This is a genomic window from Fervidibacillus halotolerans (assembly GCF_026547205.1).
Taxonomy (GTDB): domain Bacteria; phylum Bacillota; class Bacilli; order Bacillales; family Caldibacillaceae; genus Fervidibacillus; species Fervidibacillus halotolerans.
In genome coordinates this window covers 1,636,934-1,649,125 of sequence record NZ_CP106877.1, presented here as the reverse complement: position 1 = coordinate 1,649,125, position 12,192 = coordinate 1,636,934, and the positions used below count along the sequence as shown (strand labels likewise).

Below are 12,192 nucleotides of genomic sequence, written 5' to 3'. Positions count from 1 at the left end.
TTAACGAAATGAAATGAATACTGGGATGGATTTTATTATACGTATGAACGAGTCTTGGAAAGCTATTCATATTAATTTTTTGAAAAAATAAGCACAAATTACTTTACAATTTTATAAAATTTATTAATAATAAATACAATCAAGAATACGTAAATGGTCTCGATTACTGAAAATGCCGGTGAATTCCCCTAGGTATGTGGGATTTATAAATTATATTATCATAATAATATGTAATTCAACATATACGACGCATTGAAAATAAAGGTGATTTTTTATGAGTACCGATCAATCTATATCCGCGGAAGAGTGTTTTGAAAAAATTGAACGATATTTGAGCGATGAACATGTTGAACTTGTAAAGAGAGCCTATGAATTTGCAAAAAAAGCTCATGTTAACCAATTTCGAAAGTCGGGTGAGCCATATATCGTTCACCCTATTCAAGTTGTCTCCATTTTGGCAGAGTTGCGGATGGATCCTTCAACACTAGCCGCGGGTTTCCTTCATGATGTGGTGGAAGATACGCCAGTCACCTTGGCACAAGTTGCCGAGGAATTTGGAGACGAAATTGCCATGCTTGTCGATGGGGTCACGAAACTAGGGAAAATAAAATATAAATCCCATGAACAACAACAAGCGGAAAATCATCGAAAAATGTTCGTTGCAATGGCGAAAGATATGCGAGTCATCTTAATCAAACTGTCCGATCGTCTTCATAATATGCGGACGTTGAAAGCTTTGCCGGTTGAAAAACAACGACGGATTGCAAATGAAACATTGGAGATTTTTGCTCCCCTTGCTCACCGACTCGGAATTTCCCGTATCAAATGGGAGTTGGAAGATACAGCCCTTCGTTTTTTGAATCCACAACAATATTACCGAATTGTAAATTTAATGAAACGTAAACGGGCGGAACGGGAACAATATTTACATGATGTAATCGATGAAATTAGAAATCGTTTAAACGAAGTACCGATTGAAGCGGAAATCACCGGAAGACCGAAACATATTTATAGTATTTATCGGAAAATGGTGTTACAAAATAAGCAATTTAATGAAATATATGACCTTTTAGCTGTTCGAATCATTGTAAACAGTATTAAAGATTGTTATGCCGTCCTCGGGATTATCCATACGTGTTGGAAACCGATGCCTGGACGTTTCAAAGATTACATCGCCATGCCGAAACAAAATTTGTACCAATCGTTACACACGACTGTGATCGGTCCAAAGGGTGAACCGTTGGAAGTTCAAATTCGTACGTTCGATATGCATCAGATTGCTGAATACGGGATCGCTGCCCACTGGGCATATAAAGAAGGAAAGAAAGTTGCTGAAAAGGACGCCTTCGAGAAAAAACTTACCTGGTTTCGAGAAATTTTAGAATTTCAAAACGAAACGGCAAATGCGGTCGAATTTATGCAGTCGTTGAAAATTGATTTATTTTCCGATATGGTCTATGTATTTACGCCGAAAGGGGATGTTATTGAACTTCCCGCCGGCTCTGTACCGATCGATTTTGCCTATCGAATTCATTCGGAAATTGGAAATAAAACGATTGGTGCAAAGGTAAATAATAAAATTGTTCCCCTTGACTATAAATTAAAAACCGGGGATATTGTTGAGATTTTAACTTCAAAGCATTCCTATGGACCAAGTAGGGACTGGTTAAAACTTGCCCAAACATCCCAAGCCAAGAATAAAATTAAACAATTTTTCAAAAGGCAATTAAAAGAGGAGAATGTAATCAAGGGTCGCGAATTAGTGGAAAGGGAAATCCGTAATCTCGATTTTGATTTGAAAGAAATAATGACGGCTGAAAATATGAAACGGGTTGCGGAAAAATTTAATTTTGCGAATGAAGAAGATATGTATGCGGCTGTGGGATACAACGGAATTACCGCTGCACAAGTCGCAAATCGATTGACGGAAAAGTTCCGGAAAAGGAAAGAAAAAGAGGAACTGACTCTTTTAAAGGATGTTTCCGAATTAAGGCCGATCAATCGCTCAAAGCGCAGGGATTCAGGAGTTCGCGTAAAGGGCGTAGATAATTTGCTCATCAGACTGTCGAAATGCTGCAATCCGATTCCTGGTGATGAAATCGTCGGATATATTACAAAGGGTCGGGGTGTTTCTGTTCATCGTGTTGATTGTCCAAATATTAAAGATAAAAATATTCAAGACCGATTAATCTCTGTGGAATGGGAAGGATATACGGGAAGTAAAAAAGAGTATAATGTGGATTTGGAAATTAACGGTTTCGATCGAAGCGGATTGTTAAATGAAGTATTGCAAGCGGTAAATGAAGCGAAAACGAATATTACTGCTGTAACAGGTAAGACTGATCGAAACAAAATGGCAACGATTTTAATATCCATTTCCATTCACAATATTTCCCACTTGCAAAAAGTTGTGGATCGAATCAAACAAATTCCAGATATTTACGCAGTACGCCGTGTGATGAATTAAGGAGGGGTTCCGTGAAAATCGTATTGCAAAGAACGAAAAGTGCATCCGTTTCCGTTCAAGATGAAATCGTTGGCTCCATTGAAAAAGGATTCGTCCTACTCGTCGGGGTGACCCATGACGATACAGAAAAAGATGCGGACTATTTAGCGGATAAAATTGCAGGGTTAAGAATTTTTGAAGATGATAACGGAAAGATGAATCTTTCGTTGGAAGAAGTAGGCGGTGAAATTTTATCTATTTCCCAATTTACATTGTATGCAGATACGCGAAAGGGAAGAAGACCTAATTTTATGGCCGCAGCCAAACCAGACAAAGCGGAAACTTTATATCGGTATTTTAACCAACGATTGGAAGAAAAGGGTTTTCGAGTGGAAACAGGACGTTTCGGTGAAATGATGGACGTATCCCTCATTAATGACGGTCCTGTCACATTGATATTGGAAAGTAAAAATGAATAAATTTTCACCCATTTTTTCGGATGAAAAGTGAATCATCCTATGTCTGAAGTGAATGCAATGATATTTTTTTCGATTAAGGGGAAGGATATATAGAAACCCCTTGATCGAAAGGAATGAATATCATGCATTCGAGTGAAAAAAATGGCATGACAACTAGGAAAAATGATATTTTCGGTGTCGATTTTCACGATTTTATCGAAAAACAAGACGATGCAAATATGCTTGAACTAGCGTGTGAATTCGGATTGTCCATTGGAGAAGTACGGAATTTAAAAAAAAAGTATCGACGTTTGTAATTTATCTTGACAATTTGAAAAAGGTTTCGTAATATATGTAATCAATATAAAAACAATTTTATAGATGGATCTTACGACTGAGAGAAGTAGTTCCGCCCCACGTGGAAAGAGATGGATTGCCCTAGGCTGAAAGCAATCCTCCATGATGACGGAATGAAAGACACTCACGAGGATAGGCCTTGAAAGTCTTAAGGAAAATCGTAAGTCGTTTTTTCTTTTTCACCCCTTTGACGAGTAAAGGTTTTACGTAATCAGGCGTTAACTGTTTGAGAGGAAGGATGGATTCATTTCCCCTTCAAGAAGGGTGGCACCGCGAGCAAAGTTCTCGTCCCTTGTTTAATGACAAGGACGGGAACTTTTTATTATGGCTTTTTATACATGAAATTAAGGAGGTAATGGATTTGAAAGTTAAAATCCCCCGAGGAACGCAAGATATATTGCCTGATCAGGTGAAAACATGGCAATTCATTGAGGAAAAAATTCGACTGTTAATGGAAAAATACCGTTATGAAGAAATTCGAACGCCGATTTTCGAACATACGGAAGTATTTGCTAGGGGGGTTGGTGATACGACGGATATCGTACAAAAGGAAATGTATTCCTTTCAAGATCGGGGAGGAAGGGATCTTACTTTACGGCCTGAAGGAACGGCCTCCGTCGTCCGCTCCTTTGTGGAAAACAAACTATTTGGCGCGCCGAATCAGCCGCTCAAATTATTTTACATCGGTCCGATGTTCCGTTATGAACGTCCCCAATCTGGAAGATATCGGCAGTTTGTCCAATTCGGTGTAGAAGTACTCGGAAGTTCAGATCCGGCAATCGATGTGGAAGTTATTACCCTGGCGATGAATATTTATAAAGCAACCGGTTTGAAAAATGTTAAGCTCGTCATTAATAGTTTAGGTGACAGAGAGAGCAGGATGGCCCATAGACAAGCTTTAGTTGATCATTTTCGCCCAAATATCCATGAATTTTGTACCGATTGTCAAAAACGATTAGATACAAATCCACTTCGAATTTTAGATTGTAAAGTGGATCGAAATCATCCTTTAATGTCTTCTGCTCCTTCCATTTTGGACTATTTAAGCGATTTTTCAAAGTCATATTTTGAAAAGGTATGTAAATATTTGGATGATTTACATATTCCATATACGATCGATCCAACGTTAGTACGGGGGCTCGATTATTATAATCATACGACCTTTGAAATCATGAGTTCCAATGAGGGATTTGGTGCGATTACATCCTTGTGCGGGGGTGGTAGGTACAATGGATTAGTGGAACAATTTGGTGGACCAGAAACACCGGGAATCGGTTTTGCCCTTAGTATTGAACGGTTAATTGCCGCCCTTGAAGCGGAAGGTATTCAATTGGATTCAGAGGATCATCTGGATGTCTATATTGTTGCGTTAGGTGATGAGGCAAGGGACTTATCCGTTGTTTTGCTCGATGAAATGCGAAGCGCTGGTCTTAGTGCTGATCGGGATTACGTCGGAAGGAAATTAAAAGGTCAACTGAAAGCAGCAGATCGTCAACAAGCCAATTATGTCGTAATTATTGGTGAAGATGAAATCGCTCGTAGAAAAGCGGTTGTAAAAAATATGGAAACGAGCAATCAAACGGAAGTAGATCTTCAACATTTAATCGATTATTTAAAAGAAACCGTTAGTAACTAGGAGGAATCGAACTTATGTTTGGACGAACCCATTATTGTGGAGAATTATCGGAGAAACATATCGGTATGACGGTGACCCTAAAAGGATGGGTACAAAAAAGGCGGGATTTAGGAGGATTAATTTTTATCGATTTAAGGGATCGAACAGGTCTTGTACAAATCGTTTTCAATCCCGACGTGTCAAAGGAAGCATTGCAGACCGCGGAACGTATTCGTAATGAATATGTACTAGATGTGAAAGGAAAAGTGGTCAGAAGAGGAGAGGGAACGGAAAATCCGAAATTAAAAACGGGAAAAATTGAAATCGCTTGTGAACAAGTGACGGTCATTAACCAATCGAAAACGCCCCCTTTTGTTATTGAAAACGAAACGGATGTCTCAGAGGAGATGCGCTTGAAATATCGTTATTTGGACTTAAGACGTCCGGTTATGTTCAATACGTTGAAATTGCGACATGACACGGTTAAGGCAATTCGCGATTACTTAAATGAAAATCAATTCATTGAAGTGGAGACACCGATTTTAACGAAAAGTACGCCGGAAGGGGCAAGGGATTATCTCGTTCCAAGTCGCGTTCATCCGGGAGAATTTTATGCGCTTCCCCAAAGTCCACAAATTTTTAAACAATTATTAATGGTAAGTGGTTGTGATCGCTATTATCAAATTGCCCGCTGCTTCCGCGATGAGGATTTACGAGCTGATCGCCAACCGGAATTTACTCAAATTGATATGGAAATGAGTTTTATGAACCGGGATGAAATTATAAAATTAACGGAAGGGATGCTAAAATATGTTTTGAAAAAGGTAAAAGGTATCGACATTCCTGTACCGTTTCCTCGTTTAACGTACGATGAGGCGATGAGTCGATTCGGTTCCGATAAGCCGGATACCCGTTTCGGTATGGAGCTTGTCGATGTGTCTGAAATCGTTCAACATAGTGGATTTAAAGTTTTTGCAAATGCTGTAAACAGTGGAGGTAGTGTAAGGGGAATCAATGTTAAAGGGAAGGCGAAGGATATTTCAAGGAAGGAGATCGATCATTTAACCGAGTTCGTGAGTCGATACGGTGCGAAAGGACTCGCTTGGGTAAAAGTAACGGAAGAAGGTTTGACTGGACCTATCGCTAAATTTTTCACGGAGGAAGAGGTTCGCCAATTACAGGCTTCCTTCGATGCATCAGCGAATGACTTGCTATTATTTGTTGCGGATCAAAATGCTGTCGTATTTAATGCCCTCGGTGCATTAAGGTTAAAATTAGGGAAAGAACTCGGTTTCATCGATACGAGCAAATGGAATTTCCTATGGATCACCGATTGGCCACTTTTGGAATATGACGAGGAAGACGGTAGGTATTATGCTGCCCACCATCCATTTACGATGCCAGTTCGAGAAGATATCCCCCTATTAAATACTGACCCAGGTAAGGTTCGAGCCCAAGCGTATGATGTCGTGTTAAATGGATTTGAACTCGGCGGTGGTTCTTTACGCATTTTCGAACGGGGGATCCAAGAAAAAATGTTCCAAGTGCTTGGATTTAGTGAAAAAGAAGCAGAAGAACAATTCGGCTTTTTAATGGAAGCGTTCGAATACGGAACACCTCCCCACGGAGGGATCGCCCTCGGTTTAGACCGACTCGTGATGTTGTTGGCGGGTAGAACGAATTTACGAGATACGATCGCATTCCCGAAAACGGCCAGTGCAAATGATTTATTGACGGATGCACCAGGGAAAGTAAGTGAAGAACAATTGCAGGAACTCCACATTTCTGTAACAAAAGAAGATGAATAAGGGTGAAATCATTTTTATTAAAAAATGTTACACGAAAGGAAATCCTTTAGCGGAATCACTCTTGTCTTTGCTTGAAAACCAACCTGAAATTATGATAATATCAAAGTAACAAAGGAGTCCTAATGTGACCGTCGTTTCACCTAGTTTTGACCGAACACTTATGCCTTGGGAGCCTGAAGTTTCTAAATGGCGCAAAAGCCACTTTATGTGGACTTGTAAAGTTTAGAACAGGGCACCCACCTGCCGAGAGCGGGTTCAAAACAATGGCATTTCAACGACGGCACGATTGGGACTCCTTTTATTTTTGTATAATAATTTTGTAAATCTGGTATAAGCGGGGTTGAAAGAATGCTAAACCAATTTTCTAGAAATGAATTAGCCTTTGGTAAGGAAGGGATGAATCGTTTGAAAAATAAAACCGTACTTGTCCTCGGTATTGGTGGAGTCGGTTCATTTACCGCAGAGGCCCTTGCCCGTTCAGGGATTGGACATTTAATTTTGGTAGATAAAGATGTGGTCGATATTACGAATGTGAATCGGCAAATTATCGCTCTTCTTTCTACGATCGGTCAATCGAAAGTGGAGGTCATGAAAGAACGGATTGCAGATATTAATCCACAATGTAAAGTAACACCTTTGAAAATGTTTTATACGGAAGAAACGTATGAAGAACTTTTTCAATACCCGATTGATTTCGTCGTAGATGCATCCGATACGATTGTTTACAAAATTCATATTATTAAAGAATGTTTAAACCGGGGCATTCCGATTATCTCAAGTATGGGAGCAGCAAATAAATTGGACCCGACCCGATTGCAAATTACGGATATTTCGAAAACCCATACCGATCCAATTGCGAAAGTCGTTCGGGGGAAATTACGAAAGGATGGAATTACCCGAGGTGTACCTGTCGTATTTTCCGATGAAAAACCGATCGTCATCCGAGAAGATGTGAGGCAGTATGTCGGGAAGGATGATTCAAACATCCGAAAGGCAAAAATGCCCCCATCATCCAATGCCTTCGTCCCGTCCGTTGCTGGTCTTTTAATGGCATCCTATGTCATACGCCAATTTTTGGAAGATATTCCCATACAAAGAAAGAGCTGAAAAAAAAACAACTGGAAGGCTCACGAACAGCTGCTTTTTTCCCTTAATGATTGTTTTTGTCGGTAAAACGATTAATGCGTTCATAAACTTGGGCTAATGCGGATTCGTATTTTCCGTTTGTTTTCGGATGGTAATACTTTCGATTTTTTAAACAATCTGGTAAATATTGTTGTTTTACCCATCCACCGGAATAATCGTGAGGGTATTTATAATCTAGACCTCTTCCTAATTGTTTAGCCCCCACGTAATGGGCATCCTTTAAATGATCTGGCACTTCTCCGCCAATTCCCTGTTCGATATCCTTTATTGCGGCATCAATGGCGGTGATAGCAGAATTGGATTTCGGTGATAAACATAAGTCGATTACCGCATTGGCTAAAGGAATTCTCGCTTCAGGAAAACCGATTTTTTCCGCCGTTTCCACAGCCATAACGGTCCGCATCACCGCTTGAGGATTCGCTAAGCCGATATCTTCATAGGCAATGACGAGTAGACGGCGACTTATGCTTGGAAGATCACCAGCTAAAATCAGTCTTCCTAAATAATGGAGGGCAGCGTTCACATCACTTCCTCGTATCGACTTTTGAAAGGCAGACAATACATCGTAATGATGGTCACCGTCTTTATCATGGGAAAAGGATTTTTTTTGTACACATTCACCGATGATCTCCTTTGTAATTAAAATCTTTCCTTCTTCGTTCGGATCTGTTGACATCACAGCTAATTCCAAAGCATTTAACGCACTGCGAAGATCACCACCGACAGATTGGGATAAAAAGTTACGAGCCTCTTCTTCCATCTCTACCGGATATGTTCCGAGTCCCCGTTCTTTATCTTTCAGTGCCAAGGATATTGCCTTTTGTATATCCTTTGTTTCTAATGGTTTTAACTCGAAAATTTGGCAACGACTTCGTAAAGCTGGGTTAATTACGTGGTACGGATTTCCTGTCGTTGCACCAATTAATACGACCATTCCGTTTTCCAAAAAGGGAAGAAGGTAGTCCTGCTTCGCTTTGTCAAGGCGATGCACCTCATCTAAAAATAAAATGACGCGCCCACTCATTTTTGCTTCTTCGATGACAATTTGCAGATCCTTTTTATTATTCGTAACGGCGTTTAACGTGCGGAAAGCGTAGTTCGTGCTTCCTGCAATGGCACTAGCGATCGATGTTTTTCCTACACCTGGAGGCCCATATAAAATCATGGAAGATAAATTTCTCGCTTTCACCATTCGATCGATGATTTTTCCTTTTCCGACTAAATGGGTTTGACCGATTACCTCTTCAATTTTTCGAGGACGCATTCGGTAAGCTAACGGTTTGATACTCATCTTCATTCCCCTATCTGTATTCATTATCATTAATCTACCATATTTTTCAATCCGGAAAAAGATAACGAGCCATGTATCTGGTTGATTAGGGAAAAATGTGCTATAATTCCATAGAAAAAAGTCGGATGAATATTGAGGTGTTCCCATGAGAATTTCCACAAAGGGCCGTTACGGATTGACGATTATGATCGAACTGGCAAGAAATTATGGAGAAGGACCGTTACCGTTAAAAGCGATTGCTCAAGCGAACGATTTATCGGAAAATTATTTGGAACAGATCGTCTCCCCACTTCGAAATGCAGGATTAGTGAAAAGTGTTCGTGGTGCTCATGGTGGTTATATTTTATCTAGGGATCCGGATAAAATAACTGCAGGTGATATCATTCGTACGTTAGAAGGACCGATTCGTCTCGTGGAAGGAATCGAGGAGGAAGAGCCGGCAAAAAGAGAGCTTTGGATTCGTATTCGAGATGCCATTCGAAATGTATTAGATCAAACGACATTGAAAGATTTGGCAGATTATTCCGATGAAGAGTCGAACGAAACAGGTTATATGTTTTATATTTAGAAGGTTACGGTTTTCATTTTCATTCCTTGGAGAGAAATAGATAAAGAGGGAAAAAAGTAGGTGTTTTTGAATGGATACAATCTATCTTGATCATGCAGCCACTACACCGGTTCACCCTGAAGTGGTTCGCGAGATGGTCGGTTGTTTAGAAAAAACGTATGGAAATCCTTCGAGCATACACGGGATTGGTAGACAGGCGAGAAGGCTAGTAGATCAAGCTAGAAATCTCGCCGCTCAGTCAATCGGAGCGAAATTTAATGAAATTATTTTTACAAGCGGTGGTACGGAAGCGGATAATTTAGCGCTCATTGGTACGGCTTTTGCCAATCGAAATCGAGGGAATCATATTATTACGACGAGTATTGAACATCCAGCGATTTTACAAACGTGTAAATATTTAGAGATAAATGGCTTTGATGTCACCTATTTACCCGTTGACTCATCGGGTCGAGTTGATATAGATACATTAAAAAAACATTTACGGGATGATACGATTCTCGTTTCAGTTATGTATGCGAACAATGAGGTAGGAACGATCCAACCGATCCAAGAAATCGCTCAACTTTTATCTAATCATTCAGCCATCTTCCATACGGATGCAGTACAAGCATACGGTTTGCTTCCAATTGACTGTGAAGATTTAGGGGTTGATTTGTTGTCCGTTTCCGCCCATAAAATTAATGGGCCAAAGGGAATCGGATTTTTATATGCGAAAAATGGAGTTAAATTCACTCCCCATCAGTATGGAGGCGAACAAGAGAGAAAGCGAAGGGCTGGAACGGAAAATGTGCCCGGTATCGTTGGATTTGCCAAAGCGATTGAAATAATGATGAAAAAACGGGTGGAAAATTTCCATCGATATGAACAACTTCGCCGCTTATTTATCGATACGTTAAATGATCGGGGAATTTCCTTTGAAGTCAATGGGGATTTAAAAAACGGATTACCACATATTTTGAACATTAGTTTTCCGGAAACGAACGTGGAACAAATGCTCGTTAACTTGGATTTAGAGGGGATTGCCGCTTCCGGTGGATCCGCATGTACCGCTGGGGCAGTGGAGCCAAGCCATGTACTTAAAGCGATGTTTGGTGCACATAGTGAAAAATTGTTCAACTCTGTTCGGTTCAGTTTCGGATATGGATTAACGGAAGAAAATATCCAAAAGGCAGCGGAAAAAACTGCAGATATTGTTAAAAGATTAACATCCTAAAGGAGTTGGCGAAGTGAAAGATCCTAAAAACATACGAGTTGTCGTAGGGATGAGTGGCGGTGTCGATTCGTCAGTAGCTGCCCTATTATTGAAAGAGCAAGGCTACGATGTAATCGGCCTCTTTATGAAAAATTGGGATGATACGGATGAGTTTGGTGTTTGCACAGCTACGGAAGATTATGAAGATGTTATACGGGTTTGTAACCAAATAGGCATTCCGTATTATTCGGTGAATTTTGAAAAGGAATATTGGGATAAGGTGTTTACTTACTTTTTGGATGAATATAAGGCAGGGCGGACACCGAATCCGGATGTCATGTGCAATAAAGAAATAAAGTTTAAAGCCTTTTTAGACCATGCTTTAAAACTTGGCGCGGATTATATCGCAACCGGTCATTACGCACGAGTGGAATTCATCGATGGAGAATATAAGATGTTACGTGGAAAAGATCGGAACAAAGATCAAACGTATTTTTTAAATCAATTGAATCAAAAACAGTTATCGAAAGTTTTGTTTCCCCTCGGTCATTTGGAAAAGAAAGCGGTACGGGATATTGCAAAAAAAGTGGGATTAGCTACCGCTACTAAAAAGGATAGCACGGGCATTTGCTTTATTGGAGAAAGGAATTTTAAAGAGTTTTTAAGCCATTACTTACCTGCCCAACCGGGAAAAATGGAAACGATGGAAGGGAAAGTAAAAGGTGAACACGACGGGCTTATGTATTATACGATTGGGCAAAGACATGGACTAGGCATCGGAGGTTCCGGAGATCCTTGGTTTGTTATCGGAAAGGATTTAAAGCGCAATGTACTTTTGGTCGGTCAAGGATTCGATAATGAATATTTGTATTCTGACAGTATTATTGCAACAAATGTGAATTGGATTTCGGATCGGACAAAACCGAAGGAATTCTCATGTACTGCCAAATTTCGATATCGGCAACCGGATCATAAAGTGACAGTTATACAGTTGGAGAATGATCGGGCGAAGATCGTCTTCGATGAACCGATTCGAGCCGTTACTCCAGGACAGTCGGTTGTGTTTTACAACGGGGAAGAATGTTTAGGTGGAGGAACGATTGACCAAATTTTTAAAAATGGGAAACGTCTTTCTTATGTCGGATAACCATTGGGACCGTTGTTTTCCTTCAACATGGGAAAACATCGGTCTTCTATTATTTTTCCCATTTCTTTTATATAATGATTGGTAGAGAAAAGATCGTAGCAAAACGGAGTTATCACCCAGGAATTAGAGGGGGATTCGGCAAGTGGATCAATCGAAGGAATCGT

General features: G+C 40.1%; 10 protein-coding genes, 1 other RNA gene and 1 other annotated feature. Of the genes, 10 read left to right on the top strand and 1 reads right to left on the bottom strand.

From position 1 onward, the window contains the following. Nucleotides 1–274 precede the first annotated feature (274 nt). From OE105_RS07935 to OE105_RS07905, 7 genes are all read left to right on the top strand, one after another. Nucleotides 275–2,467: a RelA/SpoT family protein gene (locus OE105_RS07935; RefSeq protein WP_275419669.1), complete on the top strand. Its 2,193-nt coding sequence runs from the start codon at nucleotides 275–277 to the stop codon at nucleotides 2,465–2,467. Between the two features lie 11 nt (nucleotides 2,468–2,478). After that, on the top strand, nucleotides 2,479–2,925 hold the full coding sequence (dtd, locus tag OE105_RS07930) for a D-aminoacyl-tRNA deacylase (RefSeq protein WP_275419668.1): 447 nt from the start codon (nucleotides 2,479–2,481) through the stop codon (nucleotides 2,923–2,925). 122 nt (nucleotides 2,926–3,047) lie between these two features. After that, nucleotides 3,048–3,221, top strand: a complete 174-nt coding sequence (locus tag OE105_RS07925) for a hypothetical protein (protein WP_275419667.1) — start codon at nucleotides 3,048–3,050, stop codon at nucleotides 3,219–3,221. 64 nt (nucleotides 3,222–3,285) lie between these two features. After that, nucleotides 3,286–3,557: a binding site (T-box leader), on the top strand. Between the two features lie 65 nt (nucleotides 3,558–3,622). Beyond that, the gene (hisS, locus tag OE105_RS07920; protein WP_275419666.1) at nucleotides 3,623–4,897 is read left to right on the top strand and encodes a histidine--tRNA ligase; all 1,275 of its coding nucleotides are present in this window, start codon (nucleotides 3,623–3,625) and stop codon (nucleotides 4,895–4,897) included. 14 nt (nucleotides 4,898–4,911) lie between these two features. Beyond that, a complete protein-coding gene (gene aspS, locus OE105_RS07915; protein ID WP_275419665.1) occupies nucleotides 4,912–6,684 on the top strand; it encodes an aspartate--tRNA ligase in 1,773 nt (590 codons plus the stop codon). 113 nt (nucleotides 6,685–6,797) lie between these two features. Beyond that, nucleotides 6,798–6,981: non-coding RNA, 6S RNA (gene ssrS / locus OE105_RS07910), on the top strand. A gap of 51 nt (nucleotides 6,982–7,032) precedes the next feature. Next, nucleotides 7,033–7,791 carry a tRNA threonylcarbamoyladenosine dehydratase gene (locus OE105_RS07905; protein WP_275419664.1) on the top strand — a complete coding sequence of 253 codons (759 nt, stop codon included), beginning with the start codon at nucleotides 7,033–7,035 and terminating at the stop codon, nucleotides 7,789–7,791. Between the two features lie 43 nt (nucleotides 7,792–7,834). On the opposite strand, the gene OE105_RS07900 is transcribed toward OE105_RS07905, so the two are convergent. Next, complete coding sequence (locus OE105_RS07900; RefSeq protein ID WP_275419663.1) at nucleotides 7,835–9,121, bottom strand: replication-associated recombination protein A; 1,287 nt, start codon at nucleotides 9,119–9,121, stop codon at nucleotides 7,835–7,837. A 145-nt stretch (nucleotides 9,122–9,266) separates the two neighbouring features. On the opposite strand from OE105_RS07900, the gene cymR reads away from it, so the two are divergent. From cymR to mnmA, 3 genes are all read left to right on the top strand, one after another. After that, nucleotides 9,267–9,689: a cysteine metabolism transcriptional regulator CymR gene (cymR, locus tag OE105_RS07895; RefSeq protein WP_275419662.1), complete on the top strand. Its 423-nt coding sequence runs from the start codon at nucleotides 9,267–9,269 to the stop codon at nucleotides 9,687–9,689. Nucleotides 9,690–9,759: 70 nt separating this feature from the next. Beyond that, nucleotides 9,760–10,902 carry a cysteine desulfurase family protein gene (locus tag OE105_RS07890; RefSeq protein ID WP_275419661.1) on the top strand — a complete coding sequence of 381 codons (1,143 nt, stop codon included), beginning with the start codon at nucleotides 9,760–9,762 and terminating at the stop codon, nucleotides 10,900–10,902. A gap of 49 nt (nucleotides 10,903–10,951) precedes the next feature. Further along, a complete protein-coding gene (mnmA, locus tag OE105_RS07885; RefSeq protein WP_275422136.1) occupies nucleotides 10,952–12,028 on the top strand; it encodes a tRNA 2-thiouridine(34) synthase MnmA in 1,077 nt (358 codons plus the stop codon). Nucleotides 12,029–12,192: the final 164 nt, after the last annotated feature.